20 protein-coding genes and 1 pseudogene are annotated in these 26,019 nt (G+C 45.1%); 20 read left to right on the forward strand and 1 reads right to left on the reverse strand.

What is annotated here, in order from left to right; genetic code table 11:
• Positions 1 to 79 precede the first annotated feature (79 nt).
• Both ACYQ2E_RS02720 and ACYQ2E_RS02725 read left to right on the forward strand, forming a co-directional pair.
• Entirely contained in the window at positions 80 to 619 is a 540-nt protein-coding gene (locus tag ACYQ2E_RS02720; RefSeq protein ID WP_460016523.1) for an HNH endonuclease, read from the forward strand.
• Positions 620 to 649: 30 nt separating this feature from the next.
• Positions 650 to 1,633 carry a DUF6287 domain-containing protein gene (locus tag ACYQ2E_RS02725; protein ID WP_460016524.1) on the forward strand — a complete coding sequence of 328 codons (984 nt, stop codon included), beginning with the start codon at positions 650 to 652 and terminating at the stop codon, positions 1,631 to 1,633.
• A gap of 51 nt (positions 1,634 to 1,684) precedes the next feature.
• On the opposite strand, the gene ACYQ2E_RS02730 is transcribed toward ACYQ2E_RS02725, so the two are convergent.
• Positions 1,685 to 2,161 carry an S-ribosylhomocysteine lyase gene (locus ACYQ2E_RS02730; protein WP_460016525.1) on the reverse strand — a complete coding sequence of 159 codons (477 nt, stop codon included), beginning with the start codon at positions 2,159 to 2,161 and terminating at the stop codon, positions 1,685 to 1,687.
• 273 nt (positions 2,162 to 2,434) lie between these two features.
• Here ACYQ2E_RS02730 and ACYQ2E_RS02735 point away from each other — a divergent pair, with 273 nt between their 5' ends.
• The 18 genes and pseudogenes from ACYQ2E_RS02735 (at position 2,435) to ACYQ2E_RS02820 (ending at position 26,014) form a co-directional block, all read left to right on the forward strand.
• Complete coding sequence (locus ACYQ2E_RS02735; RefSeq protein WP_460016526.1) at positions 2,435 to 3,280, forward strand: aldo/keto reductase; 846 nt, start codon at positions 2,435 to 2,437, stop codon at positions 3,278 to 3,280.
• Positions 3,281 to 3,427: 147 nt separating this feature from the next.
• A complete protein-coding gene (locus ACYQ2E_RS02740; protein ID WP_460016527.1) occupies positions 3,428 to 5,026 on the forward strand; it encodes a bifunctional aspartate transaminase/aspartate 4-decarboxylase in 1,599 nt (532 codons plus the stop codon).
• A 288-nt stretch (positions 5,027 to 5,314) separates the two neighbouring features.
• Positions 5,315 to 5,779, forward strand: a complete 465-nt coding sequence (locus ACYQ2E_RS02745) for a hypothetical protein (RefSeq protein WP_460016528.1) — start codon at positions 5,315 to 5,317, stop codon at positions 5,777 to 5,779.
• Complete coding sequence (locus tag ACYQ2E_RS02750; RefSeq protein WP_460016529.1) at positions 5,780 to 6,235, forward strand: hypothetical protein; 456 nt, start codon at positions 5,780 to 5,782, stop codon at positions 6,233 to 6,235.
• A gap of 11 nt (positions 6,236 to 6,246) precedes the next feature.
• Complete coding sequence (locus tag ACYQ2E_RS02755) at positions 6,247 to 7,002, forward strand: hypothetical protein (RefSeq protein WP_460016530.1); 756 nt, start codon at positions 6,247 to 6,249, stop codon at positions 7,000 to 7,002.
• A gap of 110 nt (positions 7,003 to 7,112) precedes the next feature.
• Complete coding sequence (locus ACYQ2E_RS02760) at positions 7,113 to 11,693, forward strand: MSCRAMM family protein (protein ID WP_460016531.1); 4,581 nt, start codon at positions 7,113 to 7,115, stop codon at positions 11,691 to 11,693.
• Between the two features lie 12 nt (positions 11,694 to 11,705).
• Complete coding sequence (locus tag ACYQ2E_RS02765; RefSeq protein WP_460016532.1) at positions 11,706 to 11,879, forward strand: hypothetical protein; 174 nt, start codon at positions 11,706 to 11,708, stop codon at positions 11,877 to 11,879.
• Between the two features lies 1 nt (position 11,880).
• Positions 11,881 to 12,123, forward strand: a pseudogene (locus ACYQ2E_RS02770) (YdbC family protein); the annotation flags it as partial.
• Positions 12,124 to 12,290: 167 nt separating this feature from the next.
• Complete coding sequence (locus ACYQ2E_RS02775; RefSeq protein WP_460016533.1) at positions 12,291 to 12,635, forward strand: hypothetical protein; 345 nt, start codon at positions 12,291 to 12,293, stop codon at positions 12,633 to 12,635.
• Positions 12,636 to 12,648: 13 nt separating this feature from the next.
• Positions 12,649 to 13,692 (forward strand): hypothetical protein, encoded by a 1,044-nt coding sequence (locus ACYQ2E_RS02780; RefSeq protein ID WP_460016534.1) that lies wholly within the window; start codon positions 12,649 to 12,651, stop codon positions 13,690 to 13,692.
• Positions 13,689 to 16,394, forward strand: coding sequence for a type IV secretory system conjugative DNA transfer family protein (locus tag ACYQ2E_RS02785; protein WP_460016535.1), 2,706 nt, complete (start codon positions 13,689 to 13,691; stop codon positions 16,392 to 16,394). The genes ACYQ2E_RS02780 and ACYQ2E_RS02785 overlap by 4 nt, the downstream gene beginning before the upstream one ends.
• Complete coding sequence (locus tag ACYQ2E_RS02790) at positions 16,369 to 18,390, forward strand: pLS20_p028 family conjugation system transmembrane protein (protein ID WP_460016536.1); 2,022 nt, start codon at positions 16,369 to 16,371, stop codon at positions 18,388 to 18,390. Before ACYQ2E_RS02785 ends, ACYQ2E_RS02790 begins: the two co-directional genes overlap by 26 nt.
• Positions 18,380 to 18,688, forward strand: coding sequence for a hypothetical protein (locus tag ACYQ2E_RS02795; RefSeq protein ID WP_460016537.1), 309 nt, complete (start codon positions 18,380 to 18,382; stop codon positions 18,686 to 18,688). The genes ACYQ2E_RS02790 and ACYQ2E_RS02795 overlap by 11 nt, the downstream gene beginning before the upstream one ends.
• Complete coding sequence (locus ACYQ2E_RS02800) at positions 18,678 to 20,354, forward strand: type VII secretion protein EssB/YukC (RefSeq protein WP_460016538.1); 1,677 nt, start codon at positions 18,678 to 18,680, stop codon at positions 20,352 to 20,354. The genes ACYQ2E_RS02795 and ACYQ2E_RS02800 overlap by 11 nt, the downstream gene beginning before the upstream one ends.
• Before the next feature lie 15 nt (positions 20,355 to 20,369).
• Positions 20,370 to 24,878: a type VII secretion protein EssC gene (gene essC / locus ACYQ2E_RS02805; protein ID WP_460016539.1), complete on the forward strand. Its 4,509-nt coding sequence runs from the start codon at positions 20,370 to 20,372 to the stop codon at positions 24,876 to 24,878.
• Positions 24,871 to 25,335, forward strand: coding sequence for a DUF4176 domain-containing protein (locus ACYQ2E_RS02810; RefSeq protein WP_460016540.1), 465 nt, complete (start codon positions 24,871 to 24,873; stop codon positions 25,333 to 25,335). The genes essC and ACYQ2E_RS02810 overlap by 8 nt, the downstream gene beginning before the upstream one ends.
• Complete coding sequence (locus ACYQ2E_RS02815; RefSeq protein WP_460016541.1) at positions 25,332 to 25,703, forward strand: DUF4176 domain-containing protein; 372 nt, start codon at positions 25,332 to 25,334, stop codon at positions 25,701 to 25,703. Before ACYQ2E_RS02810 ends, ACYQ2E_RS02815 begins: the two co-directional genes overlap by 4 nt.
• Complete coding sequence (locus ACYQ2E_RS02820; RefSeq protein WP_460016542.1) at positions 25,703 to 26,014, forward strand: hypothetical protein; 312 nt, start codon at positions 25,703 to 25,705, stop codon at positions 26,012 to 26,014. The genes ACYQ2E_RS02815 and ACYQ2E_RS02820 overlap by 1 nt, the downstream gene beginning before the upstream one ends.
• Positions 26,015 to 26,019: the final 5 nt, after the last annotated feature.

The following is a 26,019-nucleotide window of genomic DNA, read 5'->3' on the forward strand; positions in this document are numbered from 1 at the left end:
GATAGAAAAAATAAAAATATTGAAAATTATTATTTTTAAACACGCCATGCTATAATAATGATAAAGGGAGTAGGGTAAAATGTTTAAACTTGCACAGAGTACGAGGGCTGAAATACGCAAAAAGGGTTTCTTTTTTCCAAAATACTATTACCGGCTTTGGACAACCAAAACAAATTTTTATGATTTCGAGACGACTGCTGAAGATTGGAATGAGAATCTGGCTTTGAGTGCAAAAGAACCTGTTTGTTACGGACAAATTGAAGAACGGTTTTATTGGTACTTTAAAGGTGAATGGTGCTGGGAGAATGAGAGATTAAGCGCAGATGAAGTTCGAGTTAAACTTTATTTACGTCACAATAGTAACCAACGGGAGATAGAACGCGGCAAAGAGATGATTGCTGCAGAAGATAGACGGAAAGCTACGAAAAGGACAGAAATTTCGGACGAAGTGCGACAACTTGTCTGGGAAAGAGACAAGGGGCGCTGTGTGAGATGCGGCTCAAAAGAAAATCTGATGTTTGATTATATTATACCTTTAACTATGGGGGGAGCATCAACAGCAGAAAACATGCAGGTGTTATGTGTGACCTGCAGTTCCAAGCGAATCGAATATAGATAGAAATGGATATTTAGCACTTTGGAGTAAGAAATGAAACCAGTAAAAGTAGAAAAAAATCATCCGATTTTATTTGTCGCGATGCTTGCGGGGATTGGCTTGCTTGTGGGAGGTATTATTTTATTCTTCATTATGGTGGTAATGCCGGATTCTGAGAAGAAAAATCAAATAAGTTCAAGCTCTTCCAGCAGCTCAAAGCCGGTATTATCAAGTACTGAAGCTCAAGCTACAACCAGCAGTTCAGTAACTATGTCATGGTCGAGTTTAGAGCTTAACCAGCAAATTTCAATATTGATACAATGTGCTGCTTCACAGGCTGCGCTTGCCGGACAGAATGATACAATGCTTGGAGCCAGCACTTATTCTATGACAGGAACAGTTTCGGATGGTACGCTTTTGATGAATAATGGAACAGAAAACGGTTCAGAAGAACTTGCAGATGTTACGATTACAGATGGCTATGTGACCGTGGAGAATAAGTTCATGGGGACGACTGGCACATTCTTGCTTAAAAAACTGATTGAGACCTATTTTTCAACGCAGGATGAACAGGATTCAACGAATGCTATGTCGCAGCGAATCGTGGCGCCGATTGATACGCTGGGTTCGGCGATGAATCTGGACGAGATTTTGGCTGGTAATTATAAGAGCATACAGGGTATTTGGTCAAACAGTGTTGGGAATTTAATTGTAATATCTGGAAACGATATCATGGTAGGGAACGAAAATAATGAACCTCTTATCAGTGGTATTAATTTTCAAAAAAGTGACGGTTCTGGAACGATGAATTACAAAGTAACAAACGGCTACATAGCTGGTTATAACAATGGAGCTAGCCAAGGTGCAGTGTCTAAAGGAGGTGCGCCATTTACACTGGATTTTATTCCCAAAGATATTTCTTTCAAATATGGTCAGACAGAGACAGAAAGAGAGAGGGATAGAATATTTTTGGGAAGTTCTGCGATAGGGCCAGTAGAAGTAGTACTAGCCAATTCTCTTTATTATAGGTCTGAGTAAGAGTAATTACAAAAAACGGACTCAATAGCTCCGTTTTTTTTGTGTATATTTTCAGACAAGCTCCCGCACATAAGGGTCACTGGAAATCCCCTCTGCCAGAATTTTTTTCGCCCATTCCTTAGCGCCGAAGACGCTGTGATTCCGGTAGTTGCCGCATTCTTTTTCAGCTACGCCCGGCACCTGCGGCCAGCCGAAGCTGTCGCTCACAATTTCTTCAAGCGAAGATTTGATGACTTTTGCAATTTCTTCAGATGAATGTTCGCCCCACATAATCATGTGGAAGCCAGTTTGACAGCCGAAGGGCGAGAAATCAATCATGCCGTCAATACGGTCGCGAATCAGTGAAGCCATGCTGTGCTCAATTGTGTGCAGCGCTGCCATGCCGATGACGTTTTGATTGGGCTGGACGAAACGCACGTCGAAATTGGTGATGACATCGCCGTTAGGACCGGTTTCTGCTCCGATGAGGCGCACGTAAGGCGCCAGGACTTTTGTGTGGTCGAGTTGAAAGGATTCTACTTCTGCCATTTTTACCTCTTTTCTGATACTATTTTAGCACTTGAGAGCAATGCTGTCACATTTAACGAATAATGCGGAGCACCGTTTAGAATTCATCTCAGGGGCGGGGTGCTTCGGGTTTCATGGGATTCTTAGATTTTATCAGGCTGTAAGTCAAGTAGAATCCGACAACTCAATTGACGTGTTAAAATATTTTCGGAAAACTCAATATTTCTCATTCATTTTCACGCCGATTTTGCGTGATTGTGCTAAAATAATGATATAAAAAATGGAGGCAAAAAAATGGCGTTAACAGACACATATACGCTGGCAAACGGCGTCAAGATTCCTGAAGTTGGTTTTGGCACCTGGCAGTCAAAAGATGGAGATGAGGCTTATGATGCGGTAAAATGGGCGCTGGAAGCCGGCTACCGTCATATCGATACGGCTCAGGCTTATAAGAATGAGGTATCTGTCGGCAGAGCAATCCGGGATTCTGAAATTCCGCGTGATGAGCTGTTTGTCACGACAAAGCTCTGGGGCTGCAATACGACTGAAGCTGCGGCGACAGCAATTGATGAAAGCTTGCAGAAGCTGCACATGAACTATGTTGATTTGTTCCTGATTCACTGGCCGAATCCGCTGGCTTTCCGTCCAAACTTTGCGGCACGCAATGCTGCTGTCTGGAAAGCAATGGAAGAGGCTGTTAAGGCCGGTAAAATTCGTGCGATTGGCGTCTCGAATTTTCATCCGCGCCACTTGAAAGCGCTGCTTGAGACGGCCGAGATTAAACCAGTGGTCAATCAGATTCTGGTCAATCCGTCGGATCAGGAGCCTGAGCTTGTGAGCTTTAACAAAGAAAATGGTATTTTGACAGAGGCTTATTCACCGCTTGGTACGGGTAAAATCTTTACGATTCCCGCTTTGGCTGATTTGGCTGAAAAATACAATCGTACGATTGCGCAAATCGTCCTGCGCTGGTCGCTAGACCATGGTTATCTGCCGTTGCCGAAGTCTGTCACCCAGTCTCGTATTGTTGAAAATGCACAGATTTTTGACTTTACGCTGGAGCCTGAGGATATTGCCCTCATTGACGGATTGCACGGGCAGGCAGGACTTGCTTCAGACCCTGATAAAGTTGATTTTTAAGCTGATTTGAGGACATTTGAGGACAATAATAGAACATTTGTTTAAAATGCATTTGAGTCAATAGAATCAAGCATTTTCACGAAAAATAGAACTGCAGGCACGGTTCTATTTTTTTATAAGAATAAATTTATATTGTATAATAAACTCATGAAAACGAAAACTGCCGCTAAAAATTACGAAGGCCTCGGTGCTTTTGAAATCAGCTTTGAGATGCAGAAACTGGCCGAAAAAAACAAGAAAGACAATATTTTCTTGAATGCCGGGCGCGGGAATCCGAACTGGATTAATACTAAGGCGCGCCTTGCCTTCAACCGCCTCGTCGAATTCGGAATTCGAGATTCCAGGCGAACCATCAATGAAAGCGACATGGCAGGATACACGCAGCTCAAAGGAATTGCGCAGCGTTTTGGAGCCTTTCTGGAGCCGGAAGAAAATGCGACAGACAAGTTTTTAGACGAAGCGCTGGCCTACCTCAAGCTGGACCTCAGCTTGCAGGCCGATGATGTCGTAAAAGAGCTTGTTGACGGCGCCCTGGGTAACAATTACCCCGTGCCGAACCGTGCTCTGAAAAACACAGAAATCATCTTAAAGCGCTATCTCGAGAAGACACTTTACAAGGGCTCAATCATTCCGCACAACACGCAGCTTTTCCCCACAGAAGGCGGGACCGCAGCCATTGTCTACATCTTCAATTCACTCAAGCGCAACCATCTGATAAAAGCCGGCGACAAAATTGCCATTAACACACCGATTTTTACCCCCTACCTGCAGATTCCCGAGCTAAACGAATTTGACCTTGTTAAAGTTCTGATTGATTCCGATGAAAGTAAAAACTGGGAAATTTCACTTGAGCAGATAAAAAAGCTGGAAGACCCCGACATAAAAGCATTTTTCGTCGTAAATCCCTCAAATCCGGGCTCCAAAGCTTTCAGTCAGGAGGCACTCCGTGCGATTCAGGCGGCGGTTGAAAAAAATCCTGACTTGATGATTATCACAGACGACGTTTACGGCACTTTTGTTGAAAATTTCCAAAGCCTTTACAGTCTTGTGCCAAAGAATACAATTCTCGTGTACTCATTCTCCAAGCTATTTGGCGCAACCGGCTGGCGTCTTGGACTTATTGCCCTGCAGAAAAAGAACATTTTCGACGAATTAATTGATAGGCTGCCAGAAGCAGAGCTGGCCGAGCTGGACAAGCGCTATTCGCTTGTGACACATTCACCAGAAAACTTTTCGTTCATTGATAGAATTGTTGCAGACTCGCGCTCTGTCGGGCTTTATCATACTTCCGGCCTCTCAACACCGCAGCAGATTATGGAAGTGCTTTTCGCACTGACCCATCTCATTCATCAAGATGAAGCCGACCCATACTTTAACGCTTGTGCAGAGCTCATTAACCGGCGCTATGAAGACCTGCACAAGGCTTTGAAACTTGCCACGGATGAATCGGCCGAAAATGCCAAGTATTATTCGATGATTAATATCTTATCAGTGGCTGAGCAGCAATACGGCAAGGATTTCCGCACTTATCTGGAGAATAATTTTGTGCACAATGACTTTCTGCTTAAACTGGCCGAGCGAAATGGGGTTGTTCTCATGGACGGTGTTGGTTTCGGCGCTGGAGAAGGCGATTTGCGCGTCTCAGAAGCTAATTTGCCGACGGAAGATTATTATTTGATTGGGCAGCAGATTTTAGAGCTGCTGAGAGAATATTATCTGGAATTTGAAAAAACTCGGAGATTCTGAGTTTTTTTGCTATAATACCGCGAGATTTTCACCAAACTCTGTAATGGCAAGCCTGCAGAGCATCTAACTTATCATAAAACTAATAAATTCACAAAAAAATTCACGAAAGAGCGGATAGAACAATGTGGAATTATTATGATTCAACAGGAAGTAAAATATTTTTTGAAGAAATAGGACTTGGTAATTTTGCTACTAAGTTCTATTTTTTATTTTATTTATTATTTGACAACGACATATAATAATGTTATACTTATTTTATAAAGAACAGATTAAAAGGAGGAAGGACAGATGATGATTCAGGCGCAAGATTTGCTGAAGGTTGTGCAAGCAAATAAACAGGCAGGGTTTGACTTTCAAATGTATAGCTGGAAAGCAGAACATGGGCTTTCTCTGACAGATAAGATTTCGCGTCATTCTTTTATTCCGGCTGGGAGTACAACGGCTTATACTGAAGATGAAAAGGGAGAAGTTGTTGCCCGGATTGCGGTCAATAAGCTGATTGTCTGTCTATGGGAAAGCTTAGCACAATTTTCTATGGAAGGACGGGTGATTTGTGCGCGTGAGGCTTATGGGCAGCCGATGGAAGTTTTGGATGAGGAACTGTTTCATCAGGAGGCCTTTGGGCAGCTTGTAGAAGAAGACTTGTTTGCGGCTAAAACAGGGAGGGAAGTAATTGCTCCCGATTTATCGGAAGTTGAAGCGGCTTCTCTTATGAAAAGTTTTGCGGCGTGGAAAAAGGAGGGTGGGGAGTAAATGGCACGATTAGGACGGCCTAGTATTTATTACGAACGTATTGAGCCGCTCATAGAGGAAATCAGGCAATGGAAACAGAAGGATCGACTGACGGATGCGGAGATTGCTGAAAAGCTGGAGGTCTCACTTCCAAGTCTTGTCAATTACAAGCGGGATCATGAAGCGATGAAAATCGCCCTTGCCCCTCCTTTGCTGACGTCTGAGGAACAGAAAAAGTTGAAAGCGAACAATGAGCGAAATCGTCAAAAGGCGCTCAGTTCGGCGAAGAGCTTTCTCCGTCTCCGTGCTGAAAAGGAAGAGCTGCTGGATTTCATGGAGATTATTGCGGATCGTGCGCCTAATGACTATTATCCTTTGTTTAAAGAGATAATTGATAAGGAAATACGGGAGAGAATAGCTTTTGATGAGATGTTTAAATCTTACGGTTTGGGCGATGATGCTGATTTGCCGTTTTGAGGAGGAAGTAAATGAATAAAAAACTGATAATTGGCAGTATTGCCGTGGCACTTCTAGCCGGCGGAACAGCAGGTGGTGTCATCTTCAGGCACAATCAGGAAAGTCTTAAAGTTGCGACTCAGAAAGAAAAAGCCGAGGCAAAGAAAGACTATGATTTGAAATTGTCAAAAGCTAAGTCCTCTCTGACATTAGCCGAGAAGTCCCGTAAAGCTTCGGACATTGCTATGGTTAAGACTTTAGCAGGAGGACTTTATGAAAAGGACAAAGCCCTGCTCTTGTCGGAAGTTCGAAGACTTGAGGAGAATTTGAAACTGCTTAGGCTAACGGCTGAAGTGGTTGATAAAGCCGCGCAGTCAAAAGTCGAGGCAGATCTTTCATCGGCCCAGCAACGAGTAGATGGTTTGAAAGACAGTTTTTTATCGGCAGATAAGGAAGTTCTGCAGGCAAGGCTCGAGGGAACGAAGAAGATGATTGCTGAGGAGAAAGCAAAAGCGGCTGAAGCCGAAATAGCTGCCGCAGTTCGTGCTCCTGCTTTGACTGCTTCAGGAGGTTCATCTGATGTTTCGGGAACAACTGGGGAGGCAACAAATGCCGATGGTGCTTTTACAGCTCCAGTGACACCTCCTGAGGTGCAAGTTCCTGCACAAGACGGCACAAATTCTGGAAATATGGGTTCAGATTATCATCCTTTGAAGACTCAAGAGGAGTTTAGGCAAGCTGAGGAAGAGGCGGCACATGCTCCAGCCTTTGACTGGAATCAGAAATAGTAGTAACTTTTTTAATTTTAAAGACTGTCCGAAATTGACAGTAAACTAGTTGATGACGATTCTCAAAGTAGAGTCGTCTTTTTATTTCTACAACTAAACTGGAGGTACCAATGAAAAAGGAACAAAAGACTGCGGGAGCTCAAACGGAGACCCAAGCGAAGAACTTTCGGTACTGGAAATCAGGAAAACACTGGCTTTACAGTGCTTCGGCGCTTGCGCTTCTGTTAGGTGGCAATCTCGTAAGTTCTACACTACCGGTTTTACAGTCGCAAGTCGCAGAAGCCATAACTCTTCCTTCAGGTGTGCAGGAGATAGGCTCTGTTTCAGGAATTCCCTTATACAAGTCAGGAACAGGTGATACGAGTTCTTCCAATTTTCAGTCTCTGGTGGATGCGATTGTTCAAAGTAACTCGGATAAACTTCAGGGTGCGAAATATGTGGCCAGTCAGATTGAATGGACAGGTGAGACAAAAATGGTTGGATCTGGCACTACAACGGTTGCGGGAATGGGGGGCAATGTCACCTATTTCTTTGCTCGAGATGGTTACGCTCCAACAGATCAGGTGATTCAGCTCACGAATGGCCAAAGCTTTGGTATCAGTAATGTCGGTTACATTACTGATGTGACAACAGGCGAAAAGATTAAGATTGGTCTTACAATTACAGCTAACGGCACAGAAAACAATAATGGCAGTGACCAGAACCTTTTTGCAGTACGTAATGCGGGTTCGGTGATTCATATTCTTGACGCTGTCCCATATGGTGGTGGAAATACAGGCGGCGGGTTGACGGAGAACGGCGGATCGAGCGGCGGGAATTCTGGAGGGATGGGCTTAGGCTATATCAAGTCTCTGGACTATACCACAACGATTGTTCGAATGGATAACGGCCAGGCAATTCCTGATGATCAGCTTGTTGTGGCACAAAAAGTTTCAGACATTGACGCTTCTCAAAAAGTGAAGCTTGTAAATAAAAATGCTTTGGGTGTGATTGTTTCGCCAGATACGAAATTGACAGTAGATGGCGATGCTCTGCGTTCAACGACTGATGCGGCCGTGAATGCAGATGATAAGAATTTAGACCCGACTTCATTCTTTATCATCAAGCGCTATAACTCAATTTTCATGCACTACGAGTACACGGACGGTCTTTATGAATCCGGCGGAGTCGCCCACGTTCAGATTGACACAGCTCAGTTCGGTCATTATTACTTTGAAGTGAATCTCGGCGGCCACATCAAACTGGACAAGTCCACGGTGCAGTACGGCAAGAACGCCTGGAACGGGAATTATTCGTTTGACCCGCTGGCTTTCGATGTGGTTGATAAAAGCGGGAAAGTCGTCGAGACGCTGGAGCTGGACGGAAATGGTAAATCGAACGGGACAAAGCTCCTGCCTGCAGGGGATTATATTCTGCGGGAAAAAGCGAGTGACTGGCGTGCCACGGGTCAAACCCAGCACGGTGATATTCCGGTTCATGTGGACGCCGGAAAGACCACGACCGTTTCGGGTGACCAGCTGAAAAACACAGCGGTCACAGGCTCGATTTCGATAGATAAAACGGCAGACGGAAACAAACAGCTCATGAACAATCTCTACAGTTATGCCGGGCTTCAGTTCTCGGTGAAGAGTACGGACGGGCGTTTCTCTGACACGATTACATTAGGCGCAGACGGAAAAGGAACGACCACGAATCCACTGCCGCTTGGTGAATACAATGTCCAAGAAATAGACGGCTCAGTTCAGGCGCCGTCCGGCATGGTGGTGAATCCGCAGGTGTTTAAAGTCTCTCTAACTTACAAGGACAAAGATACTGCACTTGTCTTCAGTAATCAGGGTGTAGACAATAAAGCGGTCAAGGGTCAAATCACGGTGAAGAAGTCAGGTGTGGAGTCAGGCACAGACCTCTGGAACGGGAACTACAGCCTGTCTGGCAATCAGTTCAAAGTGACCTCGATTACAGACGGTAAAGTCTATACGATTACCACAGACGCCAAGGGAATTGCCAAGACGGACAAGATTCCGCTGGGCCGCTACCGGATTGAAGAGGTGAAATCTTCTGACGGTTTTGTCAATACGTTCGGCGCAAAAGAAGTGACCCTGACTTACAAGGATAACAAAACCGAGCTTGTCTTCGGCGAGACTTCAGGGACGAACCAGGAAGTCAAAGGTCAGAACCTGATTTCAAAAGAGGATAAAGAAACAGGCAAAGTTCCGGACGGCAAAGGCAACATGAAAACAGCCAAGTATGCGCTCTACTACGGCGATAATTCTACGGGTTCAGCGGCACATCAGACAGATCAGGCCGTGAAGTGGTCAGACATTCCAAAGGCAAAACTTCTGGCCGGTGAAAAAGTCACCTCTGCAGTGGTTAACGGCACAAAGGTGGATTACGGCGACAAAGTCGTCGTTGATGTGTCAGATGATAAACTCGAAGCCGCCATCGGCAACTTAGCGCTGGGAAAATATTACTGGCGTGAGGTGGACGCAGGAGAGGGTTACTCGGTTGACCCTGACGCACACCCCTTTGAAATCAAGAAGAAAGATGACCAGACGTCAAACATTATCACGCCGAACACAAAATCGGCCGAGCAGCTGATTAAGGCGAAAATCTCAATCCAGAAACTGGCTGAGATTGCAGGGGAGTCGGCAGAGTCAGGCTACAATGACGTGGAATTTACCGCAACACCGCTCAAAGGCACGACAGGAAATCCTGTCAAAATGGTCACAGGCATTGACCCGAAGCACCCTGAGGAAGACGGTTATGCCTCAATGATTCTGCCGTACGGGGACTGGGTGATTCAGGAGACCAAAGGGATTGACGGCTACGAAGCAATCAAGGACATCTATCTTCACATGTCGCATGACACGAAGACTGATTTGTTAACCCTCACGGCCTCTTACAAGCCTGATTTTTCAGCTCCTTTTTCGACGCGTACTTTCGTGGTGACGGACGACGCCAATTCTGAAAATCCGAATGCAAAGGGCCAAACGATTGCGGGCAAGACGTCGTCCGATTTTCCTCTTATTTCGCTTGCGACGATCCGCCTGACGGATAAGACGGAGCCGCCGATTCCGCCTGTTCCAAGTGTGGACATTGAGAAAGCCAATGAGAAGCTGCCGGCGGCTGGTAAAGGCAATCTTGAGGACGAGGCGGACAATGACGGTGAAAACGACCATGATACCAAAGAAACGGCTTTTGTGGCTGATAATGACAAGACTACGCCGATGAAGTTTAAGGTCACGAACAACGGTGAAGAAGCCCTTTCGCATCTCAAGTTGACGGATAGGACGACGGAGGGAAAAGCTAAGGTTAAATCACTTGTCTGGACTTATCCGGGCAAGGTGCTTAAAGTGAATGTCAAGGGTGAGCTTGAGATTTCTGACGGGAAATTGCTTGTACTTCCGGTCGCTGGAATGATTGAGGGGACAGGGACGCTTGAGGCACTTGACGAGGTCAGCACGCATATTGACCAGGCAAGAGTAACTGGAATCGGCGTCGAATCTAAGAAAACGGTGGAAGACAAAGACGACTGGCACGGAAAGAACGTCAAGCCAAGTATTGATGTAGAGAAAGCGAATGATAAGCTTCCGGACGCTGGTAAGGGGAACCATACCGACAAGGCTGACAATGCCGGGGAGAATGACCACGATACCCAAAAGACTGCTTTCATGACGGAAGCAGGGAAAGAAATTCCGCTGTTCTTTAGAATCACGAACAATGGTCTGGAAGCGCTGGATCACGTGAAACCTGTTGATAAGACGATTGACGGAAAAGTTGAGGTTCAAGGCCTGAGCTGGACGTACAAGGGTGAGACCTTGACGCTGAACGAGTCAGGTGAGCTGGTTACTTCAGACGGCAGGCTCTTTGTTCTTCCTGCAGGAGATTTCATTGAGGCGAGCGGAAAACTTCCGGGGCTGCCGGAGGGAACACTTCACAGCGATGAAATCATGGTCGGTGCGGTTGGCGTTGAATCAAAGAAATCGGTCGGAGATAAAGACCAGTGGTATGGTAAGACACCAGAAGCTCCCGAGGCGCCTAAGCCCCCGGAAGCATCTAAGCCAGGTATTGACATTGAGAAGTTTGACGGCTCCGCCAAAGATGTTGAGGCTGGTCAAGGCAACAACTCAGACAAGGACAATAACTTAGGTGAAACTGACCGGGACACCAAAGAAACCGCACTGAAGATTGAGAATAAGAAAACGACAGAAATTTCATTCAAAGTCACGAATAACGAGACAGAGGCACTGACGGACATCAGGCTCTCAGACAAAGCAATTGAGGGCAAGGTTTCAGTTAAAGACATTGTTTGGGAATTTCCGCTTTCCAAGGACGGCGTGGTGCTTGGCAGTGACGGGAAACCGCTGATTCTTCTGCCCGGTGAGAGTTTCACAGGAAAAGGCACACTACCTGAACTGGACGCAGGCGAGCTTCACGGCGATGAAGTGACGGTCACCGCGGTTGGGGTGACATCAAAACAGAGCGTTGAAGACAAGGACAAGTGGTACGGGAAAGTTGAGAAAGAAAATCCTCTGCCTCTGACAGGTGAGGAGGCGGGCTGGTTGTTAAGCGGAATCGGTGCTCTTCTGATTGCGGTCATTGGGGTGATTAAACGTAAGGCTTTTTCAATGTTTTTCTCAAAATTTAGAAAGGAGAAAGCGGGAGTCGAGAGTAATTTGAACAAAAAATAGAAAGGAAAACAAATGATGCCCTATACCAAAGATGAAAAAACCAAAATACGGAAACGCGCCCAGCAAATTGCTCAGCTTCTAGGGCTGGATTATAATGAATGTCTCCTTCAACTCCAGGAACAATTTATTGTGGATAAAACAGATGAGGTCTTTTTGCTTCTCGCGCAGGAAAAGAAAGGAGAATGACATGCCACAAACGAGAGAAACTTATAGAAATTTTTCTGCACAGGAACAGGAAATCACGCACGAAATCAAAGGTCACTTAGGCGATTTAGGCTTTCCGAGTAAAAGTGGCTGGACAAGAGAGATTAATCTTGTCTCCTGGAACGGCGCAGCGCCTAAAATAGATATTCGTGCCTGGTCTGCAGATCACACACGTATGGGACGAGGTATTACTTTTACACAAGAGGAGTTTAAAAGTCTGCAGGAGCTGGACAGTTCACAGCTTTTTCAGGAAATGGAAGGATTCAAAGCTTCAAACATTCAGGAGAAAGAGTTAGAAAAGTTTTCAGCGTATGAACCAACGATATAAAAAATTAATGACAAATCATTTCTGGGAGCCGAAAGGCTCCCCTTTTGTGATTCAAGGAGGAAAATATGCACACCTTTCTTTTAACAACTGCTTTGCCGTCCAATATTGCGTCGGCACTCCATTCTCTTTTTCAGATTGGACAGTATGCGGGCTTAGGCGGAGGCGCTGTCGTGGTTTTATGGACACTCGTTTCAGGACTTCGTAAAGATGTCCAGAAGCGTCGTCAGGCATGGGATGATGTCATGGGAGTCGCGGCGATTATGCTTGCGATTGGACTCTTGTCATCTCTAATCAACTGGATTTTAACTGCTTTGGGAATCGGCTCTTATATGCCCCAGAATATTTTGACTTTAATGCTTGATCAGACAATGAGACTGGCAATGGCTGCCGGACTTCTCATCAATCTTTAAGAAGGAGAATTTAATGAAATTTAAGCTTATTCCAACGGAACGCCGTTTAGCCCGCCAGTTTAAACCTCAAAAAGTTGAGATTGCAGAGGCTGAAGAAGAAATCAGACGCTTGATTCATTTTTCTAAAAAGAAAAACCGGGAGCGGCCGATTTTAGCCACGCTTCAGTTTGACGACGGCTCAGGCAAGGCGGCCCTGGTTTCGCAGCCGATTTCTTTTGACGAAGACACAGCCGTCAATATTTCTTATTGGGCGATACAGATGATGGGGACGAGATATGCGAGTGCCGATCAGGCTCTGAAAGACCAGTTCTTAAATCAGCTGTATGAGGAACTGGCAGAAAACGTGGAAGAGCAGGGGGACGAGACTGAACCTCCTTTTTCTTTGGTGGAAAAGCCAGTTCAAAAGAAATGTCCTGTCTGCGGTAAAAGTTTTGAGGGAGCGCTGGTTGATTGTCCTCGTTGCGGACAGAATCAGAATGAAAGAGATGTTTCCGAGAACACGCAAACGGAAGAAAAACGGTTGCTCTGTGCTTCATGCGGGGAAGAAATTGAGGAGTATCTTCTCAGCTGTCCTTATTGCGGGAAAAGTCAGAAGGAGAAAAAATTTTCTGGACAGCCGATAGAAAAACCGGAAGGTGATAATTCTCAGCTGTCTAAAGAAGAGACTGCCTTTGATGTTCCTCAAGCTTTTTTGAGTACTTTACAAAGTCTTATTGAAAAGCAGGAGGCTTCAAATATCCAGCGACAACAGGCAGAAATTACAGAGAAATGGCAAGTCCGAAAGGAACAAGCTCAAAAAGAAAAAAAGGCAGTTCTTGATTCGGCTAAGGTAGAGGCACTTGAGCAGCTCAAAAAAGAATTTGAACACAGAGAACAGGAGTTAAAAAAGGATTATGAAGCAAAATACCAGGAAATTCGGAAAGAATTGGAGACGGCAATGGCTCAGGAAGCGGGTGAAGAAATCCGTGAGGCAGGAGAGAAGCAGAAAGAAAGTGCGAAAATGCTACTAGCACAGCTTATGCAGTTCTTGAATGTGGAAGGGCACTTTAAGTCATGAACAGTATTTACAAACAATGGAAAGCTCTTTTAGCCAATCAATGGGTGCTTACAGCAGAAGCCGTTATCGGCGCGGCTTTTCTGCTGATTGTGACCAGCTTTATTTTAAATATGCTGACGCTGTTTCTCCAGATTTTTAGGCGTTATCCAGTGAAAAGTCTCAACGGAATTTCAGAAAATCTGAATCTTGCTGGACTCGCTGTTAAAAATCATTGGCTCGGATTGCTCTTTCCCAGCTGGAGTTCGTTCAACGGTTTTGTCTATTTCGTCGTTTTTCTTATTTTTGCCTTCGTGATGGGGCGGCATCTTTATAAACACCGGATTGCTTTTAAGAACCTCAATAAAGGGACAGAGGGTACGAGCCGCTGGACAACAGAAGAGGAATTAAACAAACAGTATCGTTTGGTTTCTTTGGACAAGAAGTCGGAATACAGTGGCCATGCAGGGGTTCCAGTGGCTTTTCATCCGGACCGGGAACATGTTTGGATTGATCAGACCAATACTAATGTTGAAGTGGACGGCGCGACTCAGACAGGAAAAACGCAAACCTTGACTTATCCTGTTCTGGATTTAAATATTCGTGCAGAAATTCCTGACAGTATGATTATCAATGATATTAAAGGCGATATTTTACGGAGAACTTTCTTTCATCCGCTGGCGCGAAGAAAATTCCACTTCAGAGTTTTCAACTTGATTGAACCTAAAAACTCCCTTCGGTATAATCCGCTCTATGATATTGGTCAAGCCTATTTTCAAAAGAATTTTGCAAAGGCGCAGCGCAAGGCTCAGACACTCTCTTATATCTTTTATCATAACCCTGAAGCTAAAGAGCCCGTCTGGGACGAGGGAGCGATGGCAGTCTTTGAGGCCGTGACGCTTTGGATTGCGGAGCTTGCGCTTGAATATCATCATGCGCACTGGGTGAACATGACGGCATTGATTGATTTGATTGATTATCTTGCGACGGAAAAGAACGAAAAAACGGGATTGACACGATTGGACACTTACTTTATGACTCTCCCCACCTCAAGTATTGTAAGGCGGGCCTATTCGATTGCTCTGAAAGCAGAGAAACGGCAGACGGCAAGCTTCTACATGATGGTAGCGGCCAAGCTCAAGTACTTTTTCAGTGAAGAGATTAAATATCTGACCAGTGCGCAGGATTTGGATTTTTTAGACCTGGCCTACCCGAAAGACGGCAAGCCGACGCTGTTATTTGTTGTCTTTCCTTATTCGGATTTTTCTAACGCGAAGCTTCTTAAAATGTTCTTTACTCAGCTTTATCAGAAGCTTGCAGAAGAGACCACATTAGGGGAAGGAAAATTTGATGTTCGTTTACGTTCTTGGTTTGAGGAAGCTCAAAATACACCGGAAATAGAAGGAATGGAACGCTATACCAATGTGGGTCTGGCCTCCGGCATGATGTACGGTTTCATTGTGCAGTCTCATGCCGGTTTTGAAAAGGTTTATGGAAAGGAAACCAGTGAGAATATCTTAGGTGCGGCTGGAAATACCTACTATATCAAAACAGATATTTTATCGGAGGCCAGACATTTTTCTGAACAGCTGGGTAATACTACTGTCATTGCTCCTCAGCGTTCAGGGAGTCCGCTTGACTCGGATAAATCTTTTACTGAAATGGAAAAAGGGCGCCCGCTGCTTGATCCGATTGAGCTGACACGTCTCATGCAGAGCGAATGGGTCTTAAACCGGACGAAGTTTACGAAAGACTTGAAAGGAAAACCAATCCGCCCTTATCCAATCAAAGCTTTTTATGAGGAAGTCAAAAATGCACAGGGACATGTCACGCGTTATAAAGAGCACACGAATGCTAAGTTTGCCTATGAATATCTTTTTAGTGAGGCTGGAGGAGATTTTGACACGCATGATAAGCGTTTATCTGACTTAGAACTCCGTGAGAATTTGGAATGGGATGCAAATGGGCAAGCCAGAGAGCGGATTATTACGGATGCCGATTTAGTAATCCCGCATGAGCTGCTAGATACGGTTCTTGCGCTTGGTTCAGCTAAAAAAGAATGGAAAAATTTTATCGGAGCACCCGAAGAAAAAGAGGAGCTGCTTGAACAGGTGAGGGGTTATGAAGAAAAACTGGATGAATGGAGAAGAGGTGGAGAAAATAAAGAACAAAGAGAGCCGAAAAATCACAGAAAGTCTGACCTATTGGATTATTCAGAAACTCATGCGAATCCAGAGTATCTCAGCGACCCTGCTGGTAATAACGGCGCTTATAGAGCTGAATCCGTTGACCAAAATTCTGATGGTTCTATGGGGCGGAATCATGCTGGCGAGTACTTTGCTGCTTCTGATGAGCTGGATATATCTTCTTCTCAAAATATTTCTCCTCTGGAACGTACCAATCAGAAACGACTCGAAGCCCGGAAAAAACGGGAGGAGAAAGTCATGATGGAGATGCTAGATCAGTTGCGTAATTTGGAAGACGACAATGGTGCGAATATTAAAGCACTTTTTGGTGAGTGGTACGTCCGCTTTTTAGATTTGATTTCGACATATTTCGGCGAAAATCACAGACGTTTCGTGGAAGATCCGACGCTCTCCGTCAAACAGTTCAGAAACTGGATGGAAGCCGCGCAGAAAAGTGTTCAGGGGCGTAAATTTTTAGCGGCTTTCAATGACTTAAAAGAGAAAGGAGAATGGGATGACAAACGCAGACCTGGCGGCTAAACTTCAAGAATGGGCGGGTTATCTCCACTCTTATACCTCGCTTAATCCGCTTGACATGGTGGTCTTAGTGATAAAAAGTCTCGGCTGGTATCTGATAGTCGGTTTAGCCAACTTGCAGGATGCTACTAATGGCTTGGCGGTGAAAGCTTTGACGATTTTATATATCGAAAACTATCAGGGCTTCAAGGATTTCATGACGACCTACCGGCCGCTCTTTATCGCTTTGTCTATGTTATTTGTCCTCATGACTCTAATCGGCATGATGGTCAATCGTGGACGGGATACTACGCTCTTTGACTTTTTCAGAAATTTGCTCATTGGAATGATTGTCTTGATCGGATTCCCTTGGCTTTGGGGACAAGCGACGGAGAATACCGTGCAGGTCGCAAAATACATCAATCAGAGCAGTGCCATGTCCACGCATATTATCATGCAGAATCTGACAGATTTAGATTATGTGGCTGAAAAGTATGATTTTAATGTCACGAAGTTTAATGGAAGCGGAGAATCAACCGTTACGGCAGGACTGGCGCTGGATACAGTTAAAAATTATCTTGCGACCGATGCAAAGGGAAATGTCTCTGTAACAGAACTGAATAAGATTGATCCGACAGCGGTGATTGACCCAGAACATGCCCCAGTTTCTTTGTCCTCAGAGGCGAAAGAAATACTATCCCATAAATTGAATTATGGTGCAAGCTCTGCGAAAGCAGAAAAACTGGGCGGTGGTTTCTTTGGCTTTGGGGCTGAACACTACTTCCGCTATGACTGGAATTTCTTTCGGATTGCTTTCTATCAGCTTCTGGGAATTTTAGTCAGTTTGATTTTGACCTTTAAAGTGGCTCAGATTGGTTATGAAATTTGGTATAATGGCGCTTTTATTGAGGGAGCAGCACTTTTTGATACGCGAACAGGCAAGCGCCTGATGGCGATGGGACAGAAATTCTTTGTCAGCCTCGGCGCGGTGATTGTGATTTTTGTCATGCAGACACTTTTTAACATCGGTTATGCCTTTATTGACGGCAATATTGCGACAGAGAACCTTTCAGGCTTACTTCTCAATGCGATTTTAAAAATTGCGCTTTTCATGACAATTATTGACGGCCCCAATATTTACGAATCCGCCTTTGGCGTGGATGCAGGACTAAAGAGTGCCACCAGAGCCATTATCGGTGCAAATCAGGGCACACAATTGCTGCGTGGAATGGGTTCAGGCCTGTCTCATCTAACGAAATCAGCAGGACGAAAACTGGCAGGAGGTGCAGGCTTTACAGCAGGCGCTGTGAGTGCTTTTCATGACAAAGCCAACAATGAGCCTCAAGCACAAGCCATGAATGCAATCGGCGGGAGTGAGAAGAACGCTTTCGGTACAATGGGCACTGCTAAAGGCAGTTCTTCAAACAAAGAAAGTCAAACTGGCGCGATAAGTGAGTCACACTTGCGTGAAAAGAATTGGGGCGAGAAAGGTGAGAGAAGTACAGAGAACGGAAAGAAAGCAGACAAGGCTCAGGCAACAGAAAATCGTATTCCCCTTTCTGTCTTTGAACAGGAACAGAAGCGCCGGGATTTACGGAGCCTGGAACAGAAGCCTGCTCGAGGTCTTCAAAGTGCTTCTACGCTGATGGACGGAAAAACCCAGCAGAATATTGACAAAGATTTCGCGAAATTGACTTTCCCGGAAGATTTATCAGAAAAAAGCAGAATCATGCATTCAGAAGTGGAGGATTATCGTCGGGAAATGGAAAACAGCGTGGATAAAGTCAAAGGCATTCGTCAGAATGAACACAGAGAACTTAAAAATCACATTGCGCAATTGAGCACCCCTCAACCGAAAAACTTGAAGAGTGCCGCAGCGAAAGGACATTTAATTGGACAAGGTATTGTGGAAGCTGCAGGACAATCGGCTGAAAGGCGCGCTGCAAGTCAGGAACAGAAGGCGATCTATGATGAATTCTTTACCTCAAAATTGAAAGGAGAATCGCACCGTGACAATTAAAACACCAAAACGAATACGCAAAGATTTTGAAATCAAGGCAGGCTTTACTCAGAACGATGTAAAAGGCGTCATGATTGGTGTCGGCGCAGGACTTGCGACCTCACTCCCCATGATTTCCAGTTTCCGCCTGCTTTGGATTCTGCTTTCACTTTTAGTTTCTATCTGGCTGATGTTACCCAGTAAAGAAGCACGAAAACTGAAGCATTGGCAGGTGATGCTATTATTGATGACAAATCCGGTGAGAAGTTATATTGCAGAACGCGACAGCCGAAAGGAGGACAAAGAAAATGAAGACTAAAACACTACAAGACTTTGCACAGGACGAAAGCCCTAAAAAATTAAGAAAGCAGAAAAAGAATAAGAACAGTGAGCCGGAGAACAAAAATTCGAAGCGGAGTACTTTTCACCGCTTTCTTCCCTTTTTATCCCGAGACAAAAAAGAATTGATTTATCCCGTTCAGGAATTCCAGGAAGACGGAACCGTAATCTGTGAGTATAACGGTGAAAAGCAGATTCAAGCTCTTTTTCGTCCAACACCTTATGATTTGTCCAAACTGACAGATGAAGAGTTTGAGCGTATTTCAAACGGTTACTGGGAGTTCCACAGACTTTACAAGAAGCAGATGAAAGAGTTTTATATCAACTTTCCAGAAAACAACAAAGATAACCAGAGTTTTATCAACGAAAAAATGAAACAGGAAAATGACGCGGTCAAACTCAGGTTTCTGGATTATGAAATGCAGAAACTCAAAATTCAGGAAAAATGGGTCAAGACCCGACAATCCTTTATTGCAGTCTATGGAAAAGATCAGGAAGAACTGGAGACACGAATTACCGAACTTCAAACCGCAGGGAAGCGCCTTTTCACATTTAAACAATTGGATAAAAAAGAGGTACTTTTGCTTTTTGAGCTGATTAACAACTCCGGAAAACTCTCAGAAGCTCACCGGCTGCTGAAAAAGAGACAAGACAATGAGGACATCGTTCAAACGGCACCACGGGGAGGATTGATTTTCGGAGCAAATTACAAATACTTTGAGAGCGGAGCAGATTATCGCACAGTACTTTACGTCAGCGATTTACCTCAGACCAAGAAAGATTTTTGGATTTCAGGAATTGTGAATAGGGAGTATGTTGATGCAGCCACTGTAGATTATGTGATGAATGAATCCGTTAATTATGAAAAGGAAATCGCAGAAACAGTTGAAAACTATGAAGATGAAGCGGCTCAAGCCAAGAAAACCGTGGTCAGGGATGCCGCATTAAAAAATGCAAATGAGCTTCGAAGACTGGCGGATAAAATGAATGACATCGGTGAAATCATCAAAAAATTTGCCCAAGATTTGAACTTGCTCGGAAGTCTGCCGGAAGTGATTGCTTTCATTGATCAGGAAGTGCAGAAAGAAGCCGATAAAGTCGCCCAGAAGATTACTCCTGTTTCTAAACGGCGTTATCGTTTCTTTAAGTATTTCGGTGTGCTTGCGATTGTTGCTGCGCTTGTGTTAGGAGGACTGACTTATAGCTATGTAAGCAATAATAAGAAGCAGGCGGCGATTATTACTGCACAGACGTCCTTTCTGACTAATAATTATGCACAGACACAGACAGACTTGGAAAAATATAGTTTGAAGTCGCTTCCTAAATCTGCGCGTTATGTTTTAGCGGTGAGCAGTGTAAATCTCTCTGATTTAACGCTGACACAGAAAGAAGCCATTCTAAACACGGTTTCCACAAAATCAGATGATAATACTCTGAATTACTGGGGATATACAGGACGCGGCGACTTTGACCAGGCGCTCAATCTGGCAAAGAATCTCGGTGATACCCAGCTGACACTTCTGGCTTATACTAATCTTTACGAAGTAACAAAACTGAACTCAACCATGGACGGGGAAAAGAAGCAGAAACTGATGGAAGAGTATGACAAACAGATTCAAGAGCTGACGAAAAGCCTTGGAAAATAGGAAGGCAGGAAAGTCATGAGTAAAACAGGCTTTGAGGAAATAGAGGAGACGAAAGCACAGACACTCTTTTTGGATAACCGTTTAGATGCAAGTGATACACTGTTTGTTATCTATCTCTTAAGTGAAAAGCTTCAGACAATTACTTTGTCGGAACATCGTCCGACACTGACTTATCTGAACTTTCCTTTTAGTGCCATGGGAGACGACGAGCTTTGGATTGCAGGACAAAAGGTACCTCTGGGACGCTCTTTTGTTGAGAAATTAGGCCTGGAAGTTTTTGTGGTTTCACAGAAAACAGGTCAAACAATGTCAATTCAGATTGATGCCGGTGACGATTTTGTGATTGGATCCAGCCACATTGCGAATATTCGGACACAGGGCGATTACCAGATTGTCATCCATGAAGCAGTTTTGAGTATTGACGCTGATGCAGGGGAAAATTTTCTCTATTTCAATGATCGGCTAATTACAGAACATTATTTTGCGGAAGGAATTAAAACCTGTGATCAGGTTCTCACCCCTGAATTTCTGATTGAAAAGCGTCGCAACCAGTGGAAACTGACGACCTTTACGAAGGAGCTTGCTTTTAAACGCGGGAGTTTTCTGCGGCAAGCGCCTGAAATCGAATTTTCTGAAGACTTTCCGAAATACCGCAGAAGTCCGAGACTTCACCTAGAACCGCCCGAAGATAAATTTAGAATTGAAAAGATTGAATCTGCGCCGAAAGCCGCAAAGAACGGTCTTCTTAAGACAATTCTCCCGCCGGTCGGGATGCTGGCAGTGACGGGAATTGTCAGTGTGCTCTCAAGGCGTAATCCTGTGATGATGCTGTCAATGGGATTCATGAGTCTTATGACCGCAGGATTTACCGTTTCTCAATACTTTAACGAGAAAAAAGGGCGAAAGCTTGAAGATAAAACCCGTCAGGAAAACTATGAATTTTATCTAATCAATGCCACCTCGGAGATTGCAAAGCGGTACAAAGAAGAGACAATGGTGCTCAACTACCAGAATCCGTCCCCTGAGACACTTTCGGAATTGATTGAGACCTATAATTCCCGAATTTATGAGCGGATGGTTAATAATAAAGATTTTCTGGAAGTTTCATTGGGCAGAGGAAATCAGACATCCCATCTCACCGTCGAATCAGACGTGAATGCCCGTGATAACGATGAAAATACCCAGCATGTTAAGCATATTGCTGAACTTTATTCCACGCAGCGCAAGGTGCCCGTCACACTGAGCATCGCGAACCAGACCCTGGGGCTCGTCGGGACTTATCCGGTGCTTAAAACAGCCGCCAGCAATCTCCTCCTGCAAGTCGCCTTTTTCCATTCTTACCGGGATGTGAATTTCATCAGCCTTGTGCCTGAAAAAGATTACCGGAAAGACTGGGGAAGTTGGCGGGTACTGCCGCATTTCAAGCTTCAGGAATTAGGAATGCGCGGACTGATTCATGATAACAAGACGCGTGACATTGTCTTGAGCAGCTTTTATCAATTGTTAAATAAACGTAAGCAAGTCCTGCAGGAGGCCGGCAAAGAAAAGCCTCAGTTTTCTCCGCACTACATTTTGACGATTTTTGACGATTCTTACTTAGCTGGTCACGGCATTAATGAGTTTTTAGCCGATGACATGAGTGGGCTGGGCGTGACAGTTATCTGGGCAAAAGAGGATCAGAAGCTCCTTCCGGAAACAGTCACTGCACTTGTCGAATACAAAAACCAGAGTGCTGGCGAAATCATCAATGACAATCATGTTTATCTGGCGAAAGCCTTTGAACCATATAGCGCTTTATTAAATCCTGAGAAGAGTCTGCGTCGGCTGGCGAATCTGGAACATGTGGAAGTTGAGAAAAACGCCATTCCTGAAAGTCTGTCGCTCTTGGAGCAGTACGAAGTGAAGACGATTGAAGACTTGGAAATCAAGGAACGCTGGGAAGCAGCCGAGCCGAACAAGACCATCAAGTCTCTGATTGGATGGCGTGGAAAAAGAGAATATATGTACTGGGATCTGCATGAACGCGTCCATGGACCGCATGCGCTCGTCGGAGGAACGACAGGGTCTGGTAAATCCGAGTTCCTGACCACCTATTTGATTGGCTTAGCGATTAACTTTTCACCGGAAGACATTGGTATGCTTATCATTGACTGGAAGGGCGGAGGGATTGCCAATACCCTGGCAGGTCTGCCGCATTTCATGGGCTCTATTACCAATCTGGACGGCGCCGGGACTGCAAGAGCCCTAGCGAGTATCAAGGCTGAGCTGGACAAGCGCCAGCGGGAGTTTGCCAAGTTCGGCGTCAATAACATCAACGGATACATGAGTTTGTATAAACAGCGGCTACATCCCAAACCAGACGGGATTTATCCGCAAGATCCCATTCCGCACCTGATTCTAGTGTCTGATGAGTTCGCGGAATTGAAAGCAAATGTGCCGGAATTTCTCGATGAATTGACTTCAGTGGCGCGTATCGGACGTTCCCTCGGTGTGCATTTGATTCTGGCGACACAAAAACCGAGCGGGGTTGTCAATGATCAGATTGAAGCCAACTCCAGAAGTAAAATTGCCTTGAAAATGGCCAGTGAGCAGGACTCGAATGAGCTCTTGAAGACGCATGATGCCGCGCACATCACGCAACCTGGACGCGGATATTTGAAGGTCGGACAAAACGAAGTTTATGAACTTTTTCAATCCGGTTACGCGGGTGTCCCTTATGATCCGCAAGCTGTGAAAACAGAAACGATTGATGAAAGAATCTATCAGGTGACGGATTTAGGACAAATGGAAGTGGTACTGGATCCAGGCGAAGAAGTCGTGCAGGGACACGACACGAGTGATTTAGACACTCAGCTGGATGCTGTTATTAAGGGAGTCAATGCCGTCTTTCAATCTTCGAATCTCGTGATTCCGGCGAAACCTTGGCTTCCGAATCTGGAGGAACAGATTGTCACGCCTCTTGCGGCGCAGGGGAAAGAAAGAAACTTAAGTATTCCCCTAGGTCTCCTAGATATTCCAAGTCAGCAGGCACAAGCCCCTTACCTGTATGATGCGGAGCACGCCAGTCACACGGCGATTTTCTCTAGCCCCGGTTACGGCAAATCAACGGTTCTGCAAACGCTCGTCATGAACCTGGCTCGGCAGAATACACCAGAGCAGGTTCAGTTTAATTTACTGGATTTCGGGAATAACGGACTGCTACCGCTTAAGAATCTTCCCCATGTAGCAGATATTGTGATGCTGGAAGAGGCAGAAAAACTTTCAAAAATGATGGCGCAGATTTCTTCTGAATTGACGGCACGTAAAAGCTTATTCAAAAAAGCAGGCGTTGCGTCGCTCGCTCAATATGAAGCTAAAACACACGAAAAGCTCCCTCTGATTCTTACGATTTTAGACAGTTATGACGGACTCGCGCAACAGGATTCGAGAAAAGAAAGCATTGATAATTTACTTGTCCAGCTTCTGCGTGAGGGTGCCGCTTTAGGAATGACCCTCATCATGACAGCGGGCCGGGTTGGAGCTGTGCGTATGAATATGACAGCCAACATTCAAACCAAGATGGTCCTTTATCTTAATGATGAATCTGAAGTGGTCACTGTAATGGGACGCGACCGAGTAACCCAGGCTGAAATCGTCGGTCGAGGACAGGTGATGGAAGAGATTCCGACCGCGATTCAATTTTACCTTCCGGCAAAAGGGGAAAATGCGACAGAAGTGCTTGAAGCACTTGAGACCGAGGTTGAGAAGATGAACCAGTCCTGGACGGGCAAACGTCCGGAGAAGATTCCGATGACGCCGGATGAATTACGTCTAGACGCCTTTGAAGTCTTGCCTGAAGTTATCAGCTGGCAGAAAAAACAGCATTTGCCTCTCGGGATGTCCTATCAAACGACGAACATTTTAGGCTTTGTGCCAGGTCGTCAGCCCTACTTCCTGCTGGCGCCGATGGACGATGAGCAGGAGCTTTTCTTACAGAAGTTGGTACTCACTCAGATTGCCAAAATTAAAACGAGCGTGCTTCTCGTAGATTTCAGTGAAAACTTTGAGGAAGCGCTTGATGGAACGTCTCTCTCCGAAAATATCACGTTTATCACAGACAAGGAAGACGCGAAGGTTGTGCTTAACGGTATTGTCGGATACATGCAGCTGGTGAAAAAACATGAACAGGGAACACCGCTGTTGTTGGTCATTGCTGACCTCCAGGATTTTGTTCAAAAGACAGGGATTAAGGTTAACGATTTCGTTTCAGCTCTGAAAACGACCTATAAAGCTGGTTTAGATTTTCTTGTCTTCAGTCCCCATGAATATATCGCCAAAAGTTATGATGAGGTCCCCAAGGCCATCCGCCAGCTGAAATTCACCGGCCTTATCGGCTCAAGGATGTATGACAGTGCATTAATCAAAGGTGCTGGTTTATCCAGCGAACCGGGCTTGTCTCTCCAAGACGCTTACTTTGTCTTAAAAGGCGGCGCAGTCTATGACAAGATTAAACTCCCACAGCTGAAAGGAGGCTCAGATGAGTGAAGAAGCACCAGAATTGCTTCCGCTGGGAAGCGCAGTAAAAATCAGAGGAGATGACAGCATCTATATCCTCATTTCCCGAGGTTTTCAGAAAAAGGACGGGGAAATGTTGGCAGGCTATGCCGGCGTTCCGCATCCTTACGGTGAAAGCAAAAAATACAAGACCGTAACAATTGCGACTTCAAACATTCTTGAAGTGGTTCATCGCGGCTATGAAGACGCGCTGGATAGGGACTTTGTTCAGGAGCAGCTCGGTCAGGCGCTGGACGCACCCGCACCATTGACAACACCGGATCCTTCGGATGAAGTGATTGTTGTCGTTTCGAAAGAAGAAACACAAACCGTTCCTGCTGCACCTCCTGCAATCGAACCTGAAAAAACAGCGCTGCCAGGGGTGCCGGAACATCCTCATGATCCGTTTTACAATCTTACACATAAAGCAAAGGAAAACAAAAAATGACAGAAGAAAACACATTTTTACCCATTGGAAGTATCGTAATTCTCAAAGGCGCCCTTAAAAAACTCATGATTGTAAATCGTGCCAGCGTCCTCGAAGGCAAGTATTTTGACTATGGTGCAATTCTTTATCCGGAAGGACTCATTGATGACAATCTGGCTTATTTCAATCAGGAAGATATTTTGAAAGTCGTCTTTGAAGCTTACACGGATGACGACGATGTTCTAATGGTCGAGCAGCTGGTACAGGCAAAAGAAGCTTATCTGACTTCTGAATCAGAGTCTCCAGTGCAGGTAATTACTGAAACCGTCACGGTTAAGACGGACGATGACGATCCATTTGCCTCCGTTCGTGATATGGAGGACAACTGATGGATGATGACGCGAAAATTTCACGAATCAGTCAGCTGGATGGCTATGTCAGCCGTCTAAGAGGCTTGCTTGGCTCAGTTGAAGGTCTTGATTTCTCTCAGTTCAAACAAGCCGGAACAACCAACTGGTCAGGAGAAAAAAAGAGCAGTAAATTTGATGAGCAGCATCAGGAGGGGACTTCACAGCTCAAAAAGACCGCGCCTGAGATTGAAGAAGCAATTTCGACCTGCAAGAATAAAATGTACAGTTTGGCCTGGTCGATTGATGATCCGTTCAAGAAAGCTCAGGCGCTTGGGATGATTTGGTTTTAAGGAGA

It is taken from the genome of Lactovum odontotermitis (assembly GCF_054658595.1).